General features: G+C 71.3%; 20 protein-coding genes. 10 read left to right on the top strand and 10 right to left on the bottom strand.

Annotated elements, in window-relative coordinates; all coding sequences use genetic code 11:
- Positions 1-15 precede the first annotated feature (15 nt).
- Positions 16-2,034, bottom strand: a complete 2,019-nt coding sequence (glgX, locus tag DEJ31_RS14980; RefSeq protein ID WP_110903882.1) for a glycogen debranching protein GlgX — start codon at positions 2,032-2,034, stop codon at positions 16-18.
- Positions 2,035-2,148: 114 nt separating this feature from the next.
- On the opposite strand from glgX, the gene DEJ31_RS14975 reads away from it, so the two are divergent.
- The gene (locus DEJ31_RS14975) at positions 2,149-3,108 is read left to right on the top strand and encodes an AraC family transcriptional regulator (protein ID WP_146240643.1); all 960 of its coding nucleotides are present in this window, start codon (positions 2,149-2,151) and stop codon (positions 3,106-3,108) included.
- Positions 3,109-3,185: 77 nt separating this feature from the next.
- Here the strand turns inward: DEJ31_RS14975 and DEJ31_RS14970 are convergent, their stop codons facing one another.
- From DEJ31_RS14970 to DEJ31_RS14960, 3 genes are read right to left on the bottom strand one after another with little or no spacing between them, the layout of a single operon-like run.
- Complete coding sequence (locus DEJ31_RS14970; protein ID WP_111122250.1) at positions 3,186-3,938, bottom strand: copper homeostasis protein CutC; 753 nt, start codon at positions 3,936-3,938, stop codon at positions 3,186-3,188.
- Complete coding sequence (locus DEJ31_RS14965) at positions 3,935-5,476, bottom strand: M81 family metallopeptidase (protein ID WP_111122249.1); 1,542 nt, start codon at positions 5,474-5,476, stop codon at positions 3,935-3,937. The genes DEJ31_RS14970 and DEJ31_RS14965 overlap by 4 nt, the downstream gene beginning before the upstream one ends.
- Positions 5,469-6,653 (bottom strand): ROK family protein, encoded by a 1,185-nt coding sequence (locus DEJ31_RS14960; RefSeq protein WP_111122248.1) that lies wholly within the window; start codon positions 6,651-6,653, stop codon positions 5,469-5,471. Before DEJ31_RS14960 ends, DEJ31_RS14965 begins: the two co-directional genes overlap by 8 nt.
- A 239-nt stretch (positions 6,654-6,892) precedes the next feature.
- Between DEJ31_RS14960 and DEJ31_RS14955 the strand changes: the two genes are divergently transcribed.
- From DEJ31_RS14955 to DEJ31_RS14925, 7 genes are all read left to right on the top strand, one after another.
- Entirely contained in the window at positions 6,893-8,689 is a 1,797-nt protein-coding gene (locus DEJ31_RS14955; RefSeq protein ID WP_111122247.1) for a peptide ABC transporter substrate-binding protein, read from the top strand.
- Between the two features lie 90 nt (positions 8,690-8,779).
- Positions 8,780-9,739 (top strand): ABC transporter permease, encoded by a 960-nt coding sequence (locus DEJ31_RS14950; protein WP_110903876.1) that lies wholly within the window; start codon positions 8,780-8,782, stop codon positions 9,737-9,739.
- A 108-nt stretch (positions 9,740-9,847) separates the two neighbouring features.
- Positions 9,848-10,744 carry an ABC transporter permease gene (locus tag DEJ31_RS14945; protein WP_111044472.1) on the top strand — a complete coding sequence of 299 codons (897 nt, stop codon included), beginning with the start codon at positions 9,848-9,850 and terminating at the stop codon, positions 10,742-10,744.
- The gene (locus tag DEJ31_RS14940; RefSeq protein ID WP_111122246.1) at positions 10,741-12,456 is read left to right on the top strand and encodes an ABC transporter ATP-binding protein; all 1,716 of its coding nucleotides are present in this window, start codon (positions 10,741-10,743) and stop codon (positions 12,454-12,456) included. Before DEJ31_RS14945 ends, DEJ31_RS14940 begins: the two co-directional genes overlap by 4 nt.
- A complete protein-coding gene (locus DEJ31_RS14935) occupies positions 12,453-13,397 on the top strand; it encodes an ROK family protein (RefSeq protein WP_111044474.1) in 945 nt (314 codons plus the stop codon). The genes DEJ31_RS14940 and DEJ31_RS14935 overlap by 4 nt, the downstream gene beginning before the upstream one ends.
- 56 nt (positions 13,398-13,453) lie before the next feature.
- Positions 13,454-14,170, top strand: coding sequence for a phosphatase PAP2 family protein (locus tag DEJ31_RS14930; protein ID WP_111044475.1), 717 nt, complete (start codon positions 13,454-13,456; stop codon positions 14,168-14,170).
- A 52-nt stretch (positions 14,171-14,222) separates the two neighbouring features.
- Positions 14,223-14,681: a MarR family winged helix-turn-helix transcriptional regulator gene (locus tag DEJ31_RS14925; RefSeq protein WP_111122245.1), complete on the top strand. Its 459-nt coding sequence runs from the start codon at positions 14,223-14,225 to the stop codon at positions 14,679-14,681.
- Here the strand turns inward: DEJ31_RS14925 and DEJ31_RS14920 are convergent.
- Positions 14,659-15,117: an iron chaperone gene (locus tag DEJ31_RS14920; RefSeq protein ID WP_110903870.1), complete on the bottom strand. Its 459-nt coding sequence runs from the start codon at positions 15,115-15,117 to the stop codon at positions 14,659-14,661. The genes DEJ31_RS14925 and DEJ31_RS14920 overlap by 23 nt on opposite strands.
- A gap of 53 nt (positions 15,118-15,170) precedes the next feature.
- Here DEJ31_RS14920 and mgrA point away from each other — a divergent pair, with 53 nt between their 5' ends.
- Positions 15,171-16,214: an L-glyceraldehyde 3-phosphate reductase gene (gene mgrA / locus DEJ31_RS14915; protein WP_111122244.1), complete on the top strand. Its 1,044-nt coding sequence runs from the start codon at positions 15,171-15,173 to the stop codon at positions 16,212-16,214.
- 251 nt (positions 16,215-16,465) lie between these two features.
- Positions 16,466-17,689, top strand: coding sequence for an MFS transporter (locus tag DEJ31_RS14910; protein ID WP_111122243.1), 1,224 nt, complete (start codon positions 16,466-16,468; stop codon positions 17,687-17,689).
- A 92-nt stretch (positions 17,690-17,781) separates the two neighbouring features.
- Here the strand turns inward: DEJ31_RS14910 and DEJ31_RS14905 are convergent, their stop codons facing one another.
- Genes DEJ31_RS14905 through DEJ31_RS14885 form a run of 5 tightly spaced genes read right to left on the bottom strand, consistent with a single transcriptional unit; the run spans position 17,782 to position 23,082 of the window.
- Positions 17,782-18,297: a GNAT family N-acetyltransferase gene (locus DEJ31_RS14905; protein WP_110903867.1), complete on the bottom strand. Its 516-nt coding sequence runs from the start codon at positions 18,295-18,297 to the stop codon at positions 17,782-17,784.
- 49 nt (positions 18,298-18,346) lie between these two features.
- Complete coding sequence (locus DEJ31_RS14900; RefSeq protein ID WP_258366328.1) at positions 18,347-19,027, bottom strand: response regulator transcription factor; 681 nt, start codon at positions 19,025-19,027, stop codon at positions 18,347-18,349.
- A complete protein-coding gene (locus DEJ31_RS14895; protein ID WP_110903865.1) occupies positions 19,024-20,376 on the bottom strand; it encodes a sensor histidine kinase in 1,353 nt (450 codons plus the stop codon). Before DEJ31_RS14895 ends, DEJ31_RS14900 begins: the two co-directional genes overlap by 4 nt.
- A 4-nt stretch (positions 20,377-20,380) precedes the next feature.
- Positions 20,381-22,318, bottom strand: a complete 1,938-nt coding sequence (locus DEJ31_RS14890) for an FtsX-like permease family protein (protein ID WP_111122241.1) — start codon at positions 22,316-22,318, stop codon at positions 20,381-20,383.
- Complete coding sequence (locus DEJ31_RS14885; protein WP_220033201.1) at positions 22,315-23,082, bottom strand: ABC transporter ATP-binding protein; 768 nt, start codon at positions 23,080-23,082, stop codon at positions 22,315-22,317. The genes DEJ31_RS14890 and DEJ31_RS14885 overlap by 4 nt, the downstream gene beginning before the upstream one ends.
- Positions 23,083-23,122: the final 40 nt, after the last annotated feature.

The following is a 23,122-nucleotide window of genomic DNA, read 5'->3' as shown; positions in this document are numbered from 1 at the left end:
CACTGTCCTCCGGTGTCACTGCAGGGCGGTGAAGGAGGCGTCGCGGACGAGCAGCGTGGTCGCCTCGCCGTCCACGGCCTGGTCGGGGTCGCTCGACAGGCCGAGCGCCCACGGACGGCCGTCCGCACGCTCCGGCAGCGTGAACTCGACGGTCGTCTCCGAGGCGTTCATCAGCACCGCGACGCTGTCGTCGCCCTGTTCGAGCACCAGGATCACGGCGCGGTTGCCGCCGTCGGTCCAGTCGCCGTCCTCGAAGTCGTTCGCGTCGGCGCGGAGCACGGACACCGTCGACGGCGACAGACCGGGCGCGGTGCGGTACCACTCCGGGCGCAGGGCGACGTGCTGCTTGCGGAAGGCGATCGCCGCGGTGGTGAAGGCCAGCAGGTCCTCGTCGGCGGCGGCCCAGTCGAACCACGAGATCTCGTCGTCCTGGCAGTAGGCGTTGTTGTTGCCGCCCTGCGAGCGGGCGATCTCGTCCCCACCCAGGATCATCGGCACGCCTGCCGAGAGCAGGAGCGTGCCGAGGAAGTTCCGGCGCTGGCGGTTGCGGTAGTCGTTGACGCTCTCGTCGTCGGTCGGCCCCTCGATGCCACCGTTGAACGAGGTGTTGTTGCTCTCGCCGTCGTTGTTGTCCTCACCGTTCGCCTCGTTGTGCTTCTCGGCGTACATGGTGAGGTCGGCCAGCGTGAAGCCGTCGTGCGCGGTGACGAAGTCGACCGAGCAGAGCGGCGACCGGCGCGAGCCCTCGTAGACGTCGGGGGAGCCGAGGACGCGCTGCACGGCATCGCCGAGCGTGCCCTCGTCGCCGCGCCAGAACGAGCGGAGGTCGTCGCGGTACTTGCCGTTCCACTCCGACCAGTCCGCCGGGAAGCCGCCGACCTGGTAGCCCGCGGTGTCCCACGGCTCGGCGATCATCTTGACGTCGCGGAGCACCGGGTCCTGGTGGATGATGTCGAGGAACGCGGAGTGCTTCTCGGCCTCGCCGTCCTGCCGGGTGAGCGTGGTGGCGAGGTCGAAGCGGAAGCCGTCGACGTGCATCTCCTCGACCCAGTAGCGGAGCGAGTCGGTGATGAGCCCGAGCGCGGTCGGGTGCGACACGTTCAGGCTGTTGCCCGTGCCGGTGGTGTCGAAGTAGTTGGCCTCGTCGCCCTCGACCAGCCGGTAGTACGACTGGTTGTCGAGGCCCTTGAAGGAGAGCGTCGGGCCCATGTGGTTGCCCTCGGCGGTGTGGTTGTAGACGACGTCCAGGATGACCTCGAGGCCTGCGGCGTGCAGGGCCTTGACCATCTCCTTGAACTCCGCGACCTGCTGCCCGGCGGTGCCCGAGGCGGAGTACTCGTTGTGGGGGGCGAAGAAGCCGATGCTGTTGTAGCCCCAGTAGTTGCGGAGGCCCTTGTCCACCAGGGTGGAGTCCTGCACGAACTGGTGGATCGGCAGCAGCTCGACGGCGGTGATGCCGAGGTCGGTGAGGTGCTTGATCGCGGCCGGGTGTGCCAGGCCCGCGTAGGTGCCGCGGATCTCCTCGGGCACGTCGGGGTGCTGCTTGGTGAAGCCCTTCACGTGGACCTCGTACACGACGGTGTCGGCGAGCGGGGTCTCGAGTCGGGTGTCGCCCTGCCAGTCGAACGAGCGGTCGGCGACGACTGAGCGCGGCATGGCGTCGGCCGAGTCGGACTCGTCCATCTGCTCCGGCTCGTTCATGTCGTGGCCGAACAGCTCCTGGCCCCACCGGTAGTCACCGTCGATCGCGGTGGCGTACGGGTCGAGCAGCAGCTTCGCGGCGTTGTGGCGCAGGCCGTTCGCCGGGTCCCAGGCGCCGTGGACGCGGAAGCCGTAGCGGGTGCCGACGGTGACGTCCGGCACGACGTCGTGGAAGGTGTAGCCGGTGCGCTTCGTCAGCTCGGTCCGGTGCTCGGTGCCGTCGTCGTCGAACCGGCAGAACTCGATGCGCTCGGCAGTGCTGGAGAAGACGGCGACGTTGGCGCCGCCGTCGACGAGGGTGACGCCGAGCGGGTTCCGCGTGGAGGAGGTCATGACTCCTTCTACCGGTCGGTGACTGTGCTCGGCATCGATCGGCGTACCCCGGGGCGGCATCCGCCGGGCGGCGCGGTGCTCGCGCGCGGCGGACGGGCATGGGAACATCAGGTCGTGACCCATGTGCGCCCGAGCTCGGGGACCCCCGACGGCTTCCGCGCCGTCCGGTTGGCGGGGACGAGTGCGACCCGTCCTGCCGTCCTCGACGACAAGTACGGTACCGGCGGTGGCATCGGCGACGAGCGCTCCGCGTTCCGCTACACGGGCGCGGGCGACGCCGACCTGTCCCTGAGCGGTTCCGCCGTGGAGGGCCCCCGCACCGGGACGATGGAACCCCGACCGGCGCACATCGTCTTCTGGATCGGTGACGGCAGCGTCGTCATCACCGGGGAGGACGGTGTCCGCTCCGCGGTACGTCCGGGCCAGCCGTTCCTGCTCGCCGCCTCGCTCCGGTACGAGTTCGAGGCCGCGACCAGCCGCGTGTCGATGCTGCACTTGTCCGATCGGCTGCTCCGGTCGGCGCTCGCCGCCGACGGCGTGCAGGTGGCCGGCCCGCTGCGGTTCCGCCGGGTCGAGTCGGACACCGACCTGGCGGCGCTCCGGTCGGCGCTGCAGACCCTCGGCACGGCGATCACCGCGCCGGAGGTCGAGGGTCGAGCGCGTGCCGAGCTGAACCTCCGGGTCGCCCGCGTCGTCATCGCCACCTTCCCGGTGGACGTCCCGGCGACCACGAGCAGTGAACGGCTCCGCGATGCCCTGACGTACATCCAGGAGCACGCGCACGGAGTCGTCACCCTCGCGGACATCGCCGCTGCCGCCGGCATGAGCCCTCGCGGCCTCCAGCAGTCCTTCAACCGGTCGGTCGGGGTCTCCCCGCTCGCGCACCTGCGGAACGTCCGGCTGGACGCCGTGCACGAGGCGCTCCGGTCAGCGGACCCGTCGACCGCCGCGGTCGCCGAGGTCGCCCGGGACTGGGGCTTCGCCCACCTCGGCCGGTTCTCCGGCGCGTACCGGGAACGGTTCGGGGAGTTGCCGAGCGTGACGCTCCGCAGCGGCGTGCACGCGGAGGACTGACCGGCCCACCGCTCGGCAGGCCGCGGCACGCACGGCACGGCCGGGAGGCCCTGGGCGCGCCCGACCCATCGCCCGCGTCAGCCGCGGTGTCGGTCCACTGCAGCCCGTGCTGCCCGTACCACCTCGGCATCGGTCTCGAAGTGACCGGACCCCGCGTCCCCTGCGCCCATCGGGACGCCCCTGTGCGCGGTGTCCGCCAGACGTTTGGCCGAGAGGTGCACGGCGGCGGCGCCGGTCGCGAGGAGCACGGGTACGTCCGCCGGGGTGACCCCGGCGCCGGCCATCACCTGGACGGGACCTGCGGCCGTGACCATCCGGGCGATGGTGTCGGCACCGGCGAGGGCGGTCGGGGCACCACCGGAGGTGAGGACCCGCGTGAACCCGAGGTGGGCGAGTCCGGCCGCGGCGGCGACCGGGTCGGCGGCGTGGTCGATCGCCCGGTGCAGCGTGACCTCGGCGTCGGGGCGTTCGGTGCGCGCGGCGGCCACGAAGCGCGTCAGGGTGTCGGCGTCGAGCGTGCGGTCCGGGCGGAGCGCGCCGACCACGACGCCGGTCGCCCCGGAACGCAGGACGGCGACGAGCTCGCGCTCCATCAGGTCGATCTCGTCCGGGGCGTGCACGAAGCCGCCCGGACGGCAGCGGACCAGGACGTGTACGGGGATCCCGGTGGCGACGGCGGCCTCGACGAGCCCCTGCGAGGGGGTGAGCCCGCCGAGTTCCAGGGCGCTGCAGAGCTCCACCCGGTCGGCACCCCCGGCCCGTGCGGTCGCGGCGCCGGTCGCCGAGGTGACGGCGATCTCGAGGGAGCGGGTGGCGGTGCGTCCGGTCATGCGTGGGCTCGGAGCGGTCGGTCGGACGCGGGGATGATCCGGGCGGTCAGGTCGGGCGGCTCCGGGAAGGTCCGATCGAAGGGGAACACGGGCCGTTCGATCCGGTGGTGGCCGAGGCGTTCGAGGTCCTGGTCGACACCGCCCGGGGTGAGCGCGAGCATCCAGTCGGCGGCCATGTCGTACAGCTCCGGTTCGAGGTAACCGATCTTGACGACGACCAGGTCGGCACTCCGCGGGTCGAGGTCCAGGTCGGCGAAGTCGTGCTCGTGGTGGTACGGCTTCCGCAGCTCGGTGAGGATCGCGAACACGCTGCCGACCTGCAGCACGACCTCGGTCCGGGCGTCCCGGTCGCCGTGCTTGACCGCGTGCACGCGTCCGGTCATGGTGATCGGTCCGGCGTGCAGGTCGTCGACCTCGGCGCCGGCGGTGACGGTGACGGTGGCCCCGACGCCGGCTTCGACACAGGCGGCGACCGCGGTGGGGCCGGGGACGCTGGCGTAGAGGACGACCGGGCCGTCGGCGCTCCGGAACTCGTCGCGGGCGAGCAGCTGCGTCAGACCCCAGGTCATGTCGCCCGAGCCGCCGGCGGTCGGGTTGTCGCCGGAGTCGGAGACGAAGTACGGGCGTGCGGCCCCGGGGGCGAGAGCGGCGGCCAGGCACTCGTCGAACGACCCGGTCGGTGCGACGAAGGCGAAGTCCTCGCGGGCGTCCCAGAAGGCCCGCGCCAGCCGTTCGGCCCCGGCGCTCACGGCGTCCTCGTCCCACCCGGTGACGACGGTGACGGCACGGTTCCGCGGCTGGTCGGCCCAGGCGTAGCCGACCCAGATCGCGGCGTCGAGCACGCCCTCGCCTCGCTCGACGTCGGAGACCTGTGCGTAGACGGACGCCGCGGGTTCGATCCGGGTCGAGGTCTTCTCGCCGGGCAGCAGGACCGGCACCGGGATCCAGGCCTTCAGCGGGCGTTGCGCGCCGACCGGCCGGGTGGTGAGCACGTCGACGAGGTTGCGGACCGCGCGCTCCTTCGTCTCGAGGGCGTCCTCGTGCGGGGCCATGCGGTAGCAGGTGATGAGGTCGCACTGGTGGGCGAGTCCGCGCGAGACGTTGCCGTGCAGGTCCATCGACGCCGAGACGACGACGTCCGGCCCGATGACCGCGCGGATCCGCTCGAGCAGCGTCGCCTCGGCGTCGTCGAGCCCCTCGACCACCATCGCGCCGTGGATGTCGAACCACAGCCCGTCGATGGTGGTGTCGGCCGCGATCGCTGACAGTCGGTCGGTGATCTCGGCGCTGAGCTCCTCGAAGGACTCGCGGAGCACGACCCCGCCGGGCAGCGCGTGCCCGATCAGGGCGCCCCGGAACTCGGCACGCTCGGACAGCGGCGCGAGGAAGTCGTACCGTGCGATGACCTCGTCGCCGCGGTCCGGGTGGAAGGCGGCGGCCGGGGTGCGGGTCGGCGTGAACGTCGACGTCTCGATGGCCAGGCCGGCGATCGCGATGACCGGACGTCGGGTGTCGGCGGTGGTTCCGGTGTCAGACACGGGTGCTCCTGTTCCTGGTGGTGCGCAGCGGGACGGGGGTGGACAGTTCCTCGAGCGATGCCGCCAGCCCGCGCTGCAGGGCGAACTGGCCGGCCCCGACGAGTCCGGCGTCGGCGCCGAGCGATGCGCGCTCGATGACGAGGTGCTGCGTCACGAGCGGGTGGCAGCTCTCGTAGAGCTGGCTCCGCACGGCGGCGACGAACGGGTCGAGGGTGGAGAGGATGCCGCCGAGGGAGACGGCGTCCGGGTTGAAGAAGTTGACGTTGGCGGCGAGCACCTCGCCGAGGTACCGCCCGGCCAGGCGGACCGCGCGGGTCGTCTCCGGGTGCGCCTCCGACGCCAGCCGGACCACGTCCTGCGTCGAGCTGACGTCCACACCGGCTTCGCGGAGGATCCGGACGAGTGCGGCGCCGGACGCCACCGTCTCGAGGCAACCGGTGTTGCCGCACGAGCACGGTGTGTCGCCGGCGGCGTCGATGCGCACGTGCGTGATGTCGCCCGCGGCACCGGTGGAGCCGCGGTAGAGGTGGCCGTCGATGATGATCCCGGCGCCGATCGCCGACCCGGCCTTCACCGTGATCGCCTGGCGTCGGGTGGACGGCTGCACGGTCTGCTCGCCCGCGGCCATGCAGTTCGCGTCGTTGTCGATCGCGGCCGGTACCCCGAAGTGCTCGGTGAGCCACGCGGCGACCGGGAAGCCGTTCCATCCGGGCATCCGGCTCGGCAGGTCGACGACGCCCGCCTCGATGTCGACCGGGCCCGGGAGGCTCAGCCCGACCCCACGCAGTCCGTCCCGTCCGCGTTCGGTCACCAGGGCGTCGAGGAGCTCCGCGAGAGCCGCCAGGCCGGCGGTCGGACCGTCGGCGAGCGCGAACGGGACGGTCGATACGGACTCGAGCGCCCCTCCCGGCAGGACGATGCCGATCCGGACGTGACCGCCACCGAGGTCGGCGGCGACCGCGTACTCGTCGGTGCCGCCGATCCGGAGGACCTTGCGGGGCCGGCCGCCGGTGGAGACGTCGGTGCCCTCCTCGGCGAGGATGCCGTGCGTGAGGAGCTGACCGACCACGTGGGACACGGTCGAGGGGGCGGCGCCGAGCACCTGGGCGATCTCGGTGCGGCTCGACGCCTGTCCGCTGGCGATGAGTTCGAGCACGCGCGAGCTGAGGTCCGGCACGACTTTCTCCAATCGGCGTCAACCGGGCGCGGTGACCGCCCGACGTCACCGAGCCTACGGGGCAGAAGTGTCGGTCCGCGCTTTCCGCCGTTCCGCAGAAACAGACTATTTACACGAGAACGTTTGTTTTTCCAACGACTTCGGCCATTGACTGTGCACGTGCCACCGGGGCCTGGTCCTGGTCGCACTCCCGTCCCTCCACCACGCCGACGATGGCGTCCTCGCGCAAGGAGACACGCATGACCAAGCCCCGTCGCTGGGCCCTCCTCACCGGAGCCGCGCTCGCGGTGAGCGCACTGCTCGCCGGGTGCTCCGGGGGCGGTTCCGCCACCACGAACGCGAAGTCCGACGAGATCGACTACGCGCTGCCGGCCAACTTCACGCCGAACTGGATCCTGCCGATCGGCACCGCCGCGCACCTCAACACGAACAACGGCTCCATCGCGCAGTCGCTGTACGAGCGCCTCATCGCCTACGACGGGTCCACCGGCAAGATCGGCTGGGACAAGCCCGGGTCCGTCGCCACCGCCGCCGACTTCGCCTCGGACAGCAAGAGCGTCACGATCACGCTCGGCGACCGGCACTGGTCCGACGGTGAGCCGATCACGAGCCGCGACGTGGAGTTCTGGTTCAACCTGATCAAGGCGAACGCGAAGGACTGGGGCTCGTACTCCGAGGGCAAGGCGCCGGACAACTGGACGTCCTTCACGACCGTCGACGACACGCACTTCACGATCGCGTTCGACAAGGCGTACAACAAGGACTGGATGCTCGCCAACCAGCTGAGCTACATCATCCCGCTGCCTCAGCACGCCTGGGACAAGACCAGCGCCTCCGGCAAGGTGACCGACGCCGACCGCACCGCGACCGGAGCGAAGCAGGTCTGGAAGTTCCTCAACACCGCCGCGGGCAAGATCGCCGACTACGACTCCGACGACCTGTGGAAGACGATCTCCGGCCCCTACGGCCTGTCGTCGTTCACCACCGCCGGCAAGGTCCAGCTCACCGCGAACCCGAAGTACGACGGGGGCGAGAAGGCATCGATCAAGACGGTCAACCTGCTGCCCTTCACCACCGCGGACGCCGAGACGAACGCGCTGCGCTCCGGTGCGGTCGACTACGGCTACATCAACGCCACCGACCTCGACCAGAAGGACTCCTTCACGTCGAAGGGCTACGAGGTCGACCCGTGGACCGGCTGGGCGATCACGTACATGCCGTACAACTTCAACAACCCGGACATGGGCGCCGTCTTCAAGCAGCTGTACGCCCGCCAGGCCGTGCAGATGTCGATCGACCAGGAGTCGCTGTCGAAGGTCGTCTTCAACGGCACCGCCACCTCGACCTACGGGCCGATCCCGCAGGCGCAGGAGTCCGACTACGTCTCCGACGTGCAGAAGGACAACCCGTACCCGTTCAGCACGAAGCAGGCCGCGGCGCTGCTGACGAGTCACGGCTGGACGAAGCAGGGCGGCACCATGGTCTGCACCGACCCGGGCACCTCGTCCAGCCAGTGCGGCGAGGGTGTCGCCGAGGGCACGAAGTTCGCCATGAAGGTGCTCTCGCAGTCCGGCTCGACCGTCACCGACAACATGATGAGCGCCATCCAGTCGTCCCTGGAGAAGACCGGCATCGGCTTCTCGATCAAGACGGCCCCGGTGTCGAGCGTCCTGTCGCAGACCCCGACCTGCACCGCCGACGAGTCCAGCTGTGACTGGGACCTGTCGTTCTTCGGCACCGCCGGCAGCTGGTACTTCCCGGCCTACCCGACCGGTGAGTCCCTGTTCTCCACCGGCGGTTCGGCGAACTTCGGCAGCTACTCGAACAAGCAGGTCGACTCCCTCATCGACGCGACGACGACCTCCACCGACGCGAGCGCCGTGCAGGACTACAGCGCCGCGGTCGCGAAGGACCTGCCCGTGATCTGGCTGCCGAGCCCGGACTACCAGATCTCCGTCAAGAAGAGCGGCCTGACCGGGTTCGACCAGGACTCGCTGGCCAACTTCCACCCCGCCCAGTGGAAGTGGAGCAAGTAGCCCACTGAGCCCCCTCCGGAGGCGCGGTGCGGGTCCGACCCGCACCGCGCCTCCCGGGAGTCCCGTCAGCATCCGACCAACGGAAGCAGCATGACCACTGCCCTCTACCTCACCCGCCGCGTCCTGCAGGCGCTCGCGGTGATCCTCATCGTCACCGTCGTGGTGTTCTGCCTGCTGCACGCGCTGCCCGGCGGACCCGCCCGCGGCGTGCTCGGCGTCTCCGCGACGCCCGCCCAGATCGCCGCGTTCAACCAGGCGCAGGGCCTCGACCAGTCACTGCCGGTGCAGTACCTCCGGTTCCTCGGACGGTTGCTCACCGGTGACCTCGGCACCTCGTACACGCTCAATGAACCGGTCTCGCAGCTGATCCAGGAGCGCATCCCGAAGACCCTCGTCCTCACCGGACTCTCCGCCGTGCTCGGGATCGTCATCGCGATCCCGGTCGGCATGTGGCAGGCAGCCCGACGCAACGGAGCGATCGACTACGCCGCCACCGCACTGGCGTTCGTCTTCTACGCGACCCCCGCGTTCTTCCTCGGCCTCGTGCTCATCATCGTGTTCAGCCAGCAGCTGCCGTGGCTGCCGTCGCAGGCCCCGAGCGGCACCACCCTCGCCGAGGTGTTCCAACAGCCGGCCGGACTCGTCCTGCCGGTGCTCACCGGCGCCCTCGCGATGATCGCCGTCTTCAGTCGCTACATGCGGGCGGCGACGCTGGAGAACCTGCAGGAGGACTACGTCCGCACCGCCCGGGCCGGCGGTTCGTCGACGGCGACGATCCTGCGCCGGCACGTCTTCCGGAACTCGCTGACGCCGGTCGTGGCGATGCTCGGCTACTACCTGCCGGTGCTCTTCGGCGGGGCGCTCGTCACGGAGCAGCTGTTCAACTACCCCGGCATGGGGCTGCTGTTCTGGAACGCGGCGCAGACGTCGGACTACCCGACGCTGCTCGGCTGCGTGCTCGTGATCTCCATCGCGACGGTGATCGGCACACTCCTCGCCGACGTCGCACAGTCCCTGATCGACCCGCGAGTGAAGGCAGGCCGCGCATGACCACCGTCCAGTCCCTGATCGACCCGCGAGTGAAGGCAGGCCGCGCATGACCACCGTCCAGTCCCTGATCGACACGTACCGGACGAGCGCCGTGAAGGCAGGCCGCGCATGACCACCGTCCAACTCGCCCCCGAGACCCCCGGTGCACCGATCACGGTCGCCGCGACCGGCTTCCGGCTCGCCGCCCGCCGGTTCCGGCACAACACCCTCGCCGTGATCGGCCTGGCCGTGCTCGTCCTCATCGTGCTGTTCTGCTTCGTCGGACCGTTCCTGTACCCGACCGACCAGACCCACACCCTGCTCGAGCAGGCGAACCAGCGCCCGAGCGGTCCCCACCTGCTCGGCACCGACGCCGTCGGCCACGACGTCCTCGGCCGCCTGATGTACGGCGGCAAGGTGTCGCTGATGGTCGGCATCGCAGCCGGGATCCTGGCCACCGTCGTCGGCACACTGTGGGGCTCCGTCGCCGGGTACGTCGGCGGTTGGGTCGACGCCGTGATGATGCGCGTCGTCGACGCCGGCATCGCGATCCCGGCGCTGTTCATCCTGCTCGTCATCTCGGCGATCACCACCCCGGGCGTCTGGGGCCTCATCGTGATCCTCGGGTTCGTGTCCTGGCTCGTGCCCTCCCGGCTCATCCGCGCCGAGACCCTGACGCTGAAGAACCGCGACTTCGTGCTCACCCTCCGCGCCATCGGCGGCTCGCACGCCCGTGCCGTCGGCCGGCACCTGCTGCCGAACTCGGTGTCGACCATCGTCGTGGCCGCGACGTTCCAGGTCGCCGACGCGATCCTCCTCGTCGCCTACGTCTCGTACCTGGGCCTCGGCGTGCAGCCGCCGGCCACGGACTGGGGCGGCATGCTCTCGGCGGGACTCACCGCCGCCTACTCCGGTCGCTGGTGGCTGATCGTGCCGCCGGGACTCGCCGTGATCCTCGTCGTCTGTGCGCTCAACGCCGTCGGCGACGGACTCCGGGACGCATTCGACGTGAAGGGCCGCGGATGACCGCCACCGAACCGATCCTCGCCGTCGACGACCTGGGGGTGCACTTCAGCACCGAGTCCGGCGACGTGCACGCCGTCCAGGGCGTCTCCCTGGCCGTGGCCCCCGGCGAGACCCTCGCCCTCGTCGGCGAGTCCGGCTCCGGAAAGTCCACTGTCGCGCTGGCCGCGATGGGGCTGCTCTCCGGCAACGCGACCGTCACCGGCAGCGCGGTCGTCGACGGCCGCCAGGTCGTCGGTGCGCCGGAACCCGAGCTCCGACGGCTCCGTGGACGAACGGTCTCGATGGTGTTCCAGGAGCCCGCCACCGCCCTCGACCCACTCACCCGCGTCGGGGCGCAGATCGCCGAGGTCATCCGCAACCACCGGCAGGTGTCCGCCGCAGCCGCCGCGACCGAGGCCGTCGACCTGCTCCGCCGCGTCGGCATCCCCGCTCCGGAGGAGCGTGCCAAGGCGTTCCCGTTCCAGCTCTCCGGCGGGCAGCGACAGCGCGTCGTCATCGCGATGGCGATCGCCAACGAGCCGGCGCTCCTCATCGCCGACGAACCGACCACCGCGCTCGACGTCACCGTGCAGGCCGAGATCCTCGAGCTGCTCCGGGCGCTCGCCGTCGACACCGGTACCGGGGTACTGCTCGTCACCCACAACATGGGCGTCGTCGCGGACTTCGCCGACCGGGTCGCCGTGATGCTGCAGGGTTCCATCGTGGAGACCGGCGGCGTCGAGGACGTCCTGCTCCGGCCGCAGCACGAGTACACCGAGCGGCTGCTGGCCGCGGTGCCGCGCCTCCACACCGCCGCGTCGGTCGCCGACGGCTCGGCCGACGCACGCCCGGCCATCGTGGACCGGCCAACGTCCGCCGACGATGCGGACGGGAGGCCCGGCACGCCCCCGGTGGTCGACCTGCGCGACGTCTCGGTCACCTTCGGTCGCGGCGCCCGCGCGGTGCACGCCCTGCGCGGCATCGACGTCACCGTGCACGCGGGGGAGACCGTCGGCCTGGTCGGCGAGTCCGGCTCGGGGAAGTCCACCGCCGCCCGCGTCGCCCTCGGACTCGTCCGCCCCACCGCCGGCAGCGTCCGGCTCTTCGGCTCGGACCTCCGCCGTACCCGTGGACGGGACCGCCTGGCGCTCCGTTCCGGCATCGGCGTGGTGCTGCAGGACCCGGTGGCGTCCCTCGACCCGCGGATGTCCGTCGGCGAGTGCATCGCCGAACCGCTCGCCATCCACCGGCGGCGGACCTCGGCCGCCGACCGTCGTCGCCGCGTGGACGAGGTCCTGGACGCCGTCCGCCTGCCCCGCACCCTGGCCACTCGGGCTCCCCGGGAACTCTCCGGCGGGCAACGCCAGCGGGTCAGCCTGGCCCGGGCGCTCGTGCTCGACCCGCGGCTGCTCGTCGCCGACGAACCGACCAGCGCGCTCGACGTCAGCGTGCAGGAGGCCGTGCTCGAGGTCCTCACCGACCTGCAGGCCGACCTGGGCTTCGCGTGCCTGTTCGTCTCGCACGACCTCGCCGTCGTGCAGCAGTTCGCCGAACGGGTCGTCGTGATGCGTGCCGGCGCGGTCGAGGAGCAGGGCCCGACCGGCTCGACGCTCCTGCACCCCACCACGGACTACACCCGACGGCTGCTCGCCGCCGTGCCGGTCCCGGACCCGGTGGTGCAACGACAGCGTCGGACCGAGCGCCTGGCCTCCCTCGCCGCGGTGACCCCGTGACCGCGGAGGTCGTCGCCGGCATCGACGTCGGCGGGACGAACACGAAGGTCCTCCTCGCCACCACCGACCTCGAGGTCCTCGACCGCATCGACCTGCCGACGCCTGCGCACGACGGCGGCGACGCGATCCTCGACGCGGCCGAGGCGGCGGTGCGGTCCCTGCTCGACCGGCACCGGGCCTCCCTGGCGGGTGTCGGGGTCGGGGCTGCCGGTGTCGTCGACGCGACCACGGGCACGGTGCTCGTCACCGCGAACTCGTTCACCGGCTGGGCCGGGTACGGCGTCACCGACGCCGTCACCGCACGGCTCGGGGTGCCGGCGACGCTCGACAACGACGTCAACGCGTTCCTGCTCGGCGAGGTCGCCACCGGCGCCGTCGCGGGCGAGTCGGACGTGCTCGGCATGACGCTCGGGACCGGCGTGGGCGGTGCGCTCGTCCTGGGTGGCTCGCTGTTCGGCGGACCGCACGGTGCCGCGGGGGAGATCGGCCACGTGCCCGGCTTCGGCGACACCCCCTGCACCTGCGGGCAGCGCGGACACCTCGAGACCGTCGCGGGCGCCCGCGGGATGGCGGACCGCTACGCCGCCAGCACCGGCCGACGACTGGGCACACACCAGGTCGCCGAGGCCGCACGAGCCGGGGACCCGGACGCGCAGGCCGTCTTCGCGACCGCGGGGTGGGGCGTCGCCCGTGCCGTCCTGCTCACGGCGGGGATCCTCGACGTGACGACGGTCGTCATCGGCGGTGGTGTCGCACGGTCGTGGGACCTGCTCGCGCCGGCCGTCGCCGTGGCACTGGCGGACGAGCCGCCGGTCAGCGGGGCGGCTATCCGGGTCGAGCAGTCGGCGCTCGGGTCGGACGCTGTGGCGCTGGGGGCGGCGGCGCAGGTGCGGCGGCTCGTCGTCAGAGGGGCGGTCGAGGCGGGGCTGAGCGCTCTCTGATCTGCCGGGGCCGGACTCTCGGCACGGCAGCAGTGCGCCGGCTGGAGGATGAGCGGATGACCGACGCGCCCGCCCTGACGCCTGCCCGCCGGGAGCGCACGTCGACCGGCATCCTCGTGCGCACGCCGTACCCGCTCGCGACGCTCGCGATCGCCCTCGGCACCGTGATCGTCATCACGATCGTCGGGTTCGTCCTCGGCGACGTCGACTTCGGTCTCGCGCACGCGCTGAACACCCTGCACACCGGGGGGTTCGGGGCGTTCACGTCTGCGGTCTACCACGTGATCAGCCCCGCCCCGGCGATCGGCGTCACGATCATCGTCACCGGGGTGGTCTGGGCCGTGCAGCGCGACGTCCGCCCGGCGGCCGCGTTCGCCGGGACGGTCGCGATCACCTGGGTGCCATCGGACCTCGTCAAGGAACTCGTCCAGCGCCCCCGCCCGGACACGTCGCTGCTGCCGCACCCGTTCGCCACGCAGCCCGACCCCTCGTACCCGAGCGGGCACACCGTCTTCATCGTCGCCATCGTCATCGCCCTGACGTGGGTGCTCCGCGACACCCGATGGCACACCCTCGCGGTGACGCTCGGCACCGTGGTCGTCGTGGTGGTCGTGCTGTCGCTCACCATCGACGCCGTGCACTACCCGACCGACACCGTCGCGTCGGTGGTGTGGGCGCTCGCCGTCGCGCCGGCCGCCCGGCTCGTCTGGGTGGACTGGGCGATGCCGCGCATCCCCGTGCTGCGGCGCCCGGCGCTCACCGCACGGCACTGAGCGCCGTCCGTCGCCCAGCAGGCTGTCCGTCGGCGCGGGTTACGGTGCGGGGATGACCTCCCCGACCTCCGACGACGCGTTGGCCCGGCTTGCGGACGTCGTCCTCAGCGTCGCGCGGGAGCTCGACCCGACCGGGCCGCGCGCGGTCGACGTCGTGCCACTGACCGGTACCGAGGTCCTGGTGATGCGCTGGGTCGACACGAACCCCGGGACGACGCCGAGTGCCACGGCGGACGCGACCGCGCTCCGGCGGAGCAACCTCAGCGTCGCGCTCGGGTCGCTCGTCGCGAAGGGCATGGTCGAACGCCGTAGGCACCCGGACGACGCCCGGACCACACAGCTGTTCCCGACGGCGCTCGCGGCCGAGAACATCGGTGTGCTGCGGGCCCGGTGGGCGGACGCGCTCCGGACAGCGCTCGGGGCGCAGGGCATCGACGCTGCCGCCGTGGTGTCCGCCGTCGGCCTGCTCGAGCGGATCGAGGCGGGGCTCAGGCCGTCGCGCGACGGATGAGCTCGGCGACGGCCTGCTCGTCGGCGCCGGAGAACTCCGGCGTCACCGCGAACGAGGTCGGCCAGAACGACCCGTCGTCCAGCGTCGCCGGGTCCTGGAACCCGAGCGTCGAGTAGCGCGCCTTGAACTTCCCTGCGTCCTGGAAGAAGAACACGACGGCGCCGTCCTTCGCGTACGCGGGCATGCCGTACCAGAGCTTCGGTGCCAGGTCGGGAGCAGCCTCGAGCGCGATCCGGTGGATCCGTTCGGCCAGACCCCGGTCGGGCTCGGGCATCGCGGCGATCTTGTCGACCACGGCCTGGGCGTCCAGCGCCGCCTTCTCGGCCTTCGTCGTCCCGCGTTTCCGGCTGGCCTTCACCTCGGCCGCGTGCTCGCGCATCGCAGCACGCTCCTCGGCGGTGAAGGTGGTCTCGGGCGCGTCGTCGCGTGCTGCCATGGGTGCTCCCTCGTCGGTGCAGCCCACGGTAGCGCCGTGGCAGGCTCGGGTCCATGACCTACATCGCTGCCGACGACCGCTACGACTCGATGACCTACCGGCGGACCGGGCACTCGGGCCTCGACCTGCCGCTGCTCTCGCTGGGCTACTGGCACAACTTCGGCGACGACGTCCCGTTCGAGACCCAGCGAGCGGTCAGTCGCCGGGCGTTCGACCTCGGCATCACCCACCACGACCTGGCGAACAACTACGGCCCGCCCTACGGTGCCGCGGAGCTGAACTTCGGCAAGCTCATGCGCGAGGACTTCGCGCCGTACCGTGACGAGATGGTGGTCTCGACGAAGGCCGGCTGGGACATGTGGCCCGGCCCCTACGGCCAGGGCGGCGGCTCCCGCAAGTACGTCCTCGCCTCGCTCGACCAGTCCCTCCGCCGCACCGGGCTCGACTACGTCGACGTCTTCTACTCGCACCGCCTCGATTCGTCGACGCCGCTCGAAGAGACGGTGGGAGCGCTGCACACCGCCGTCCAGCAGGGCAAGGCGCTCTACGTCGGCATCTCGTCGTACGACGCCGAGCGCACCCGTCAGGCCGCCGCGATCCTCCGCGACCTCGGCACGCCGCTCCTCATCCACCAGCCGTCCTACTCGATGCTGAACCGCTGGATCGAGACCGAGGGGCTGCTCGACGCGGCCGGCGAGCTCGGGTTCGGCGTGATCGGGTTCACCGCCCTGGCGCAGGGGCTGCTCACCGGCAAGTACCTCGACGGCGTGCCCGAGGGCTCGCGTGCCGCGGCCGGGAAGTCGCTCGACCCCTCGTCGATCACGCCCGAGGTCGTCGAACACCTCCGTGCGCTCAACGCCGTCGCCGAGTCGCGCGGCCAGACGATGGCGCAGCTCGCCCTGGCCTGGGCCCTGCGGGACGAGCGGGTCACCTCGCTCGTGATGGGTGCCTCCCGCGTGGAGCAGCTCGAGGACAACGTCGCCGCGCTCGCGAACACGACGTTCTCGGACGACGAGCTCCGCACCATCGACGAGCACACGGTCGGCATCACCGACGTCGACCTCTGGGCGGGGGCCCGCTCCGGCGAGGTCTCCTGACCGCGGGCCATCCCGCGTCCGGTGCGAAGTGTCACCAGCGAGCACCGAGTTCGACACTTGCGACCGTAAGTGTCGAACTCGGCGGACGGGAGGCTCGGTGCCGGACCCTGGGTGAGCCTCCCGTCCGGCAGGTACAGTGGACGGGCAAACCAGTAGCAACCGTGTATCTACCGGACGCCGGCACCCCGGCGGACAGCGGCGGCACCCGATGGGTCCGCTCCACACGTGGGCCGAGAAGGCACACCCCCACCATGCTCCAGGCGCGTTCCTCCGGCGCTTCCCTGATCGCCCTCGCCGGGCGGTCCTACTTCCCCATCGCCTTCGTGGCGCGACTGCCGTTCGCGATGATGGTCGTCGGCGTGCTGACGCTCGTCGTCGCCGCGCGCGACTCGGTCGCCCTCGGTGGCATCAACTCGGCCTCGGTCGGCATCGGCTCGGCGTTGTTCGGGCCGCTCGTCGGCGCCGCCGCGGACAAGTACGGGCAGCGCGCCGTGCTCGTGCCCGTCGGCCTGGCCAACGCGGTCCTGCTCGGCGCGCTGCCGTTCGTCGTCCAGAGCAGCGCCCCGGACCTGGCCGTCCTGGCGATGTCGTTCCTCATCGGCGCGAGCGCCCCGCAGGTCGCGCCGATGTCCCGCACCCGGCTCGTCGCCATCATCCGGAACCGGATGGAACCGAAGCGGCACGAGCGGGTCCTCAGCGGCACCATGGCGTACGAGTCCGCCGCGGACGAGACCGTCTTCATCGTCGGACCGTTCCTGGTCGGCGTCCTCGCGAGCGCCATCGCGCCGTGGGTCGCCGTCGCCGGTGCCTCGGTCCTGACGTTCGTGTTCGTCACCGCGTTCGCCCTGCACCCGACCGGTCGCCTGACCCTCGGGCATGCGTCCGACCCGCGTCCGGCGCCGGCCCGGCAGCTCCTGCGGCCCCGACTGGTGGTGGTCGTCGTCGGCATCCTCGGCATCGGGTTCTTCTTCGGGTCGACGCTGACCGCGCTGACCGCGTTCATGGCCGGCCACGGCGGGTCGTCGCGAGCCGGGTTGCTCTACGGCCTGATGGGCATCGGCTCGGCCGGGCTCGCGCTCGGCTCGGCGGCGTTCCCGCGGGCCTTCCGGCTCGGTTGGCGGTGGCTGCTCTTCGGCGTCCTGCTGCTCGGGTCGGCGATCGTCTTCGCCACCGCGGACTCCGTGCTGGCGGTCGGGATCGTCCTCGCCGTGATGGGGATCGGCATCGGCCCCACCCTCGTCACCCAGTACAGCCTGGGCTCGGATCGGTCGCCGGTGGGCCGTTCGGCGACGACCATGACGATCCTCGGCTCGGCGGTCATCGTCGGGCAGTCGATCGCGAGTGCGGTCGTCGGTGAGGTCGCCGAGCGTGCCGGCACCCCGGCCGCGATGGCGTTCCCGGCGATCTCGGCCGCGATCGTCGTGCTGGCGGGCTTCGCCAACCTGGTGCTGTCCCGCCGGGAAGCGGTGCGCTGACGACCGCGGCGCCATCGTCGGACGTGCGGCTCAGGGTCGACGCCTCCGGTGGCCGTCCGATGTGCATCGGCGCGGAGACCGTCCATCACGGTTCACTGCAGACTCTTCACGAGCTCCAGTTCCTCGCCGGCGGGCGGCAACGGGTAGGGCAATCGCCGACCGGTCGGCGTGAATCCCCGACGGCGGTAGAAGCCGATGGCTCGCGGGTTGTCCTCGTGCACGTGCAGGAAGAGCTGCTGGCCCCGCTCACGTGCCCAGTCCTCCACCGCGTCGAGGAGCGCGTCCGTGACGCCGACGTCCCGGCCTCGTGAGTCGGGATCCACGAAGACGCCGATCAGGAGGGGCGCTTCGTTCTCGATGCGACCGCCCATGATCCCGGCCCACGTGCCGGTCGACGTGTCGACGGCGACGAACCACGCCGTTCCGTTGTCGGCTCCACCGCCGGCACGTCGACGCCACTCGTCGTCACCGACCTGCTGAGCTCCCTCGAGGGTCTCGAGGAAGGCGAGCGGCGTGTCCGCGAGCATCCGGAGGCGTAGGTCACGGAACTGCTGCCAGTCGCTGCGGCTGCTGCGGACGATCGTGAAGCGTTCGGTCGGTGGAGTCATCCGGGATTCCCTTCGGGCAGCGCTGTGACCTCGTTCGAGGCGTCCTCGTTCACACTCCTCCTGCTCGGAGCCACGCGAGGACGGCGAGCACCCGACGATGCCCGTCGGGGGTCGGCTCGAGATCCAGCTTGGCGAAGATGGAGCCGATGTGCTTCTCGACGGAGGCGATCGCGAGCCCGAGCCGATGCGCGATCGCCTGGTTGGTGTGCCCCTCCGCGATGAGGCGGAGGACGTCCCGTTCGCGCGGAGTCAGGCGTTCGATCGGATCGGTGCGTCGGGTGAAGAGGCGCTGGACGATCTGTGGGTCGAGGACCAGACCGCCACGGGTGACCCGGACGACGTCCGCCTTGAGTTCGTCGATCGAGGAGATGCGGTCCTTCAGGAGGTACCCGATGTGGTGTTCTCCGGTGGCGAGGAGTTCCCGGGCGTAATCCAGTTCTGCGTACTGGCTGAGCAGCAACACGGCCACCTCGGGGTGCTCGGTCCGGATCCGTACCGCAGCCCGGAGACCTTCATCGCGGAACGTGGGTGGCATCCGGACGTCGAGGACGGCAACGTCGGGCCGGACCGTCCCGAGATCGGCGAGGAGGCTGTCCGCGTCCCCGTACGAGCCGGCAACGGCGAACCCGGCCTCTTCGAACAGACGGACGGTGCCTTCCCGGAGCAGGAGCGAGTCTTCCGCGAGGACGAGGCGCAACTGGTGGGGAGGTGGTTCTTGTCCGAGGGTCACGACGCCAGGGTAGGGGTCTCGTCCGGGTCGGCATCCTGCGGGATCGGGATCGTGACGAGGACCTTGGTCGGGCCTCCCGGAGGGCTGCTGATGGAGAGGGCTCCCTGCAGGCCTTCGACGCGAGCACGCAGGCCGCTGAGCCCGTGCCCCTCGTCCATCAGCGCGCCGCCGTGGCCGTCGTCACGGACCTCGAGCTCGAGGTTCCCGTCCGACCCTGCAACTGCTCGGAGCTCCACGGCCCTGGCATCGGCGTGCTTGGCGACGTTGGTGACGAGTTCGGAGAGGATCGCGTACGCGCTCCTCTCGATTGCCCCGAGACCGGGGCCCGCGTCGTCGAGGCGGACCTCGGCTGTCGTCGGTACCACGCTGTCGTCCGCGAGGGACCGGATCGCGGCTGCGAGACCACGGTCTTGGAGGATCGGTGGGGCGAGTCCGCGCGAGAGGTTCCGGATCGTCTCGAGCACCGCTTTCGCGCGTTCGAGCGACTCGGCGACCAGTCGTTCCGCTGCAGGGGTGTCGTCCGGGAGGCGGCGGAGGGCGATGGCGAGGTCGTACTGCAGTCGGAGGAGTTGCTGCTGCGGGCCGTCGTGGATGTCCCGTTCCAGTCGACGGAGTGAGGCGTCCTCGGCCAGGAGGGCAGCACGACGACCGGATTCGGCGCGTTGGGCGCCGCGCAGGAGCCGGGCGTTCTCCCGTTCGCCGAGCAGGAGCGCGGCGAGGCGTAGGTGCGCCGCCGTCAGGACGTGCAGGACGAGGGGGAACGTCACGACGAGGGCGAGCCCCCAGAGGACCATGACGACCGGGCGCACGACGAGCCCCGTCCACTGACCGCTGTCGCCGATGCCGGCAGCCACCCGTGCGAGCCAGACGTCGTCCTGCTGGGTGACCAGCCCGCCCCACGCGGGGAACGTGACAGCACCGATGGCGGTGGCGCCCCACGCGACCGTCGCCACCCATGTGGCGACGGCCAGCGGGAAGGTCGCCAGCGTGTGAGCCGTGTACGCCCAGTTCCGGGTGTCGCCGAGCGGTGCGGTGATGCGCAGCCACGGCCCCGTCGCGGTTCCTCCCCGCGGGGAAGCGGTGCCGATCGTCCAGTCCGGGGGACTCGGAACGGAGCCGACCTGTGCGGCGCGGCGGCGCGCGACGGTCCCCAGGAGCCCGCCGAGCCGGACCGTCTGCGCGAGCAGCGGCAGCCCGACCCACACGATGCTCAGTCCGAGTCCCAGGCACAGCAGCGGTACCACGACAACGAAGCCGACGAGGTCGACCGGGAGCGCCGTGATGAGGTACCAGGCGCGTCGGGGTGCACTCTGCCATTCGCTGACGTACGGCTGTGGTCGGTTCGTCATGCACTCATCCTCGCGCCGACAGGAGTGCGGCGGGCTGCTGCCGGGTTGCGACGGCCGCGGCGACCAGCCCAGCGACTCCGGTCAGGACGAGACCTCCCGCACCCGCCGCGATCACGAGTGGCCACGGGATGTCCAGCGTCGCTGCTCCGGTGGCCTGCGCTGTTCCCATGAGCACGGCGAACACCGTCATCACGCTCGCAGTGAGGGCCAAGCCCACGGCCGATCCGGCGACCAGGAGCGTCTCGAGAGCTGCCGCTGTCAGGACCTGGGCTCGGGTCATGCCGCTCGCTCGCGCAACCGCGAACTCCTGGCGTCGGCCTGACGCGGCGATGGCGACTGCGTTGAGGATGCCGATGACCGCGTACAGGGCACCGACGGCCATGACGACGACCAGGACCTGCGCGTTCTGGTCCTGACCAGCGGAGCCGGTTTCCGTGACCCACGTGCGCATGTCGGTCACCGAGCCGAGGTCAGCGAGCGCAGCACTGACTGCACGACGATCCGCTCCGGACCGGATCTCCACGAAGGTGGTGGCCGGGCTGGCCTCGAGGATGTCCGCCGGCACGAAGTCCCGTCGTACGACGATCCCGACCTGCCCAGCGCTGCCTTTTGGAACCGGAGTGCCGAACCGGACCGACCCGAGGTGACGGTCGCCGATGCTGACCGTTCCTGCATCTCCCAGTCCCAGCCCCGCGGCACCAGGTCCGGGTGCAGCAGCGGTACGGCCGAGGTCCTGGAGTGCCTCCCGAGCTCCGGGATGTGCGGTGGCGAACGTCCCGGGGTCCATCACGAGGGCTTCGGTCGTGATCGGCAGGGCGGTGCCCGCCAGGTCTTCCGGCATGCCCGAGATCGATGACCCGGACGGCTGGATCCGCACCGGCACCGTCCACTCGGTGGACGCGCTCACCACCCCCGGGATCGTCCCCGGGTCTGTCGCGAGCGAGCCGCTGCTCTCCAGCACCAGGTCGGCGTGCGTGCCGCGCGCGATCTGCGCGGTCGCCGCGTCGGTGAAGGACGACATCGCGATCGGCTGGCTCAGGACCAGCGCCAGCAGGACGATGAGAGGTGTGGCCGTGGACGCTGACCTGCTCCGGGCGTCCCGGAGGTTCGCGAAGGCGAGGACACCGACGGCCGAGCGAGGGCGGGGGAGGATCGTGGCCACGACCGGCACGAGCGCGGGAGCCGTCATCGTGATCGCGAGGGCGGCGGTGATGCCGGCGGACATGGCCATCGCCTGCCCTCCTGCGAGGCCGCCGGCGGGTGCCAGCACCACCAGGGCGACGGTCGCCGCGGAGAACCCGAGTCCTGCGGTCCATCGTGCTCTCGTCATCGGTCGTGCTGCTGCACCCACCGCCCGGACGGCGTCCAAGGGTTCGATACGGGCGGCGCGGCGTGCAGCGACGGTGACTCCTGCGAACGCGAGACCGACACCGAACGCCAAGGACGCGGGGACGATCCACACCTGCCAGACCGGGGCGAACCCCTGCGGCACGAACCCGGCATCGACGAGCATGCGCGTCTCGATCTGCATCAGCCCGACGCCGGCCGGGACACCGATGGCGGCTCCCAGGAGACCGAGGATGAGTGCCTCGCCCCGGAGCATCCGTCGCACTTGCCCGACCTCGGCACCGACGATCCGCAGGAGAGCGAGGTCTCGTCGTCGCTCGTCCACCGAGAAGGCGAACGTGGAGGCGATGATGAAGACAGCCAGGAATGCGGCGAAGCCCAGGGTGACCGAGACCACGGTCACCGCGACGATGGTGCTGCCGTCGAACCGTGCCTGGGTCAGCGCGTCAGCGCCAGCAGGAGGCTGCATGCCGAGGACGGACAGCAGGAGCAGCAAGGACGCCTGGACGAGTCCGACACCGAGCGCAACGGTCACGACCGCGCCGACGTAGGTCTGCCAGCGCTCGCGGAAGCCTCGCAACGCGATCCCGTTCATCGTCCCGTCTCCAGGGACACGAGGCGGCTCGCGATCGCCGATGCGTCGGCGCCCACGAGGGAGTCGACCAAGCGCCCGTCACGGAGGAACACCGTCGAGTCAGCGGCAGCGGCAGCGGCAGGATCGTGGGTGACCATCAGGATGGTCTGTCCCGCGTCGGTCATCTCACGCATCATGGCGAGGACCACCCGCGCGGCACCGGAGTCGAGAGCACCGGTCGGCTCATCCGCGAACAGGACCTCGGGTGCGGTGATCATCGCACGGGCGATCGCGACACGCTGCTGCTGACCTCCGGACAACTCCCGTGGCCGGTGACCCGCTCGCTCGCCGAGGCCGACCCGTGTGAGAGCGTCGCGGATCATCTGCCGCGACGGGCGTCGTCCCGCCAACTCCAGAGGCAGGGCGACGTTCTGTTCGGCTGTGAGTGATGCGATGAGGTTGAACGTCTGGAACACGAAGCCGATGCGGTTCCGGCGCAACAGCGTGCGCTCGTGGTCGTCTGCCTCGGTGATGTCCGTCCCGCCGAGGACCACCCGACCGGAATCGGCCCGGTCGAGGCCGGCGGCGATCTGCAGGAGCGTGGACTTCCCCGAGCCGGAAGGGCCCATGATCGCGGTCCACGTGCCCTTCGGCAGTTCGAGGGTGACGTTCCGCAGTGCGGTGACACTGGCTTCACCGGTGCCGTGTGTGCGTGTGACGTCGAGCAGCGCGAGGGCGGTGTCGCTGTCGACCTGGGGAGGGGCGGTTGCCGTGGTGGTTGTCATGCCCCTCATCACACTCATCGCGAGGGTCCTGGAACAGCGT

The organism is Curtobacterium sp. MCPF17_031, from assembly GCF_003234035.1.
In the GTDB taxonomy this organism is placed as follows: Bacteria; Actinomycetota; Actinomycetes; order Actinomycetales; family Microbacteriaceae; genus Curtobacterium.
This window is presented reverse-complemented; position numbering and strand designations above follow the sequence as displayed.

Coding starts and splice junctions, on each gene's coding strand:
- glgX (WP_110903882.1), bottom strand. CDS start 2,034: ATGACCTCCTCCACGCGGAACCCGCTCGGCGTCACCCTCGTCGACGGC.
- DEJ31_RS14905 (WP_110903867.1), bottom strand. CDS start 18,297: ATGACTCCACCGACCGAACGCTTCACGATCGTCCGCAGCAGCCGCAGC.
- DEJ31_RS14950 (WP_110903876.1), top strand. CDS start 8,780: ATGACCACTGCCCTCTACCTCACCCGCCGCGTCCTGCAGGCGCTCGCG.
- DEJ31_RS14925 (WP_111122245.1), top strand. CDS start 14,223: ATGACCTCCCCGACCTCCGACGACGCGTTGGCCCGGCTTGCGGACGTC.
- DEJ31_RS14920 (WP_110903870.1), bottom strand. CDS start 15,117: ATGGCAGCACGCGACGACGCGCCCGAGACCACCTTCACCGCCGAGGAG.
- mgrA (WP_111122244.1), top strand. CDS start 15,171: ATGACCTACATCGCTGCCGACGACCGCTACGACTCGATGACCTACCGG.
- DEJ31_RS14910 (WP_111122243.1), top strand. CDS start 16,466: ATGCTCCAGGCGCGTTCCTCCGGCGCTTCCCTGATCGCCCTCGCCGGG.
- DEJ31_RS14945 (WP_111044472.1), top strand. CDS start 9,848: ATGACCACCGTCCAACTCGCCCCCGAGACCCCCGGTGCACCGATCACG.
- DEJ31_RS14955 (WP_111122247.1), top strand. CDS start 6,893: ATGACCAAGCCCCGTCGCTGGGCCCTCCTCACCGGAGCCGCGCTCGCG.
- DEJ31_RS14885 (WP_220033201.1), bottom strand. CDS start 23,082: ATGACAACCACCACGGCAACCGCCCCTCCCCAGGTCGACAGCGACACC.
- DEJ31_RS14940 (WP_111122246.1), top strand. CDS start 10,741: ATGACCGCCACCGAACCGATCCTCGCCGTCGACGACCTGGGGGTGCAC.
- DEJ31_RS14970 (WP_111122250.1), bottom strand. CDS start 3,938: ATGACCGGACGCACCGCCACCCGCTCCCTCGAGATCGCCGTCACCTCG.
- DEJ31_RS14930 (WP_111044475.1), top strand. CDS start 13,454: ATGACCGACGCGCCCGCCCTGACGCCTGCCCGCCGGGAGCGCACGTCG.
- DEJ31_RS14890 (WP_111122241.1), bottom strand. CDS start 22,318: ATGAACGGGATCGCGTTGCGAGGCTTCCGCGAGCGCTGGCAGACCTAC.
- DEJ31_RS14895 (WP_110903865.1), bottom strand. CDS start 20,376: ATGACGAACCGACCACAGCCGTACGTCAGCGAATGGCAGAGTGCACCC.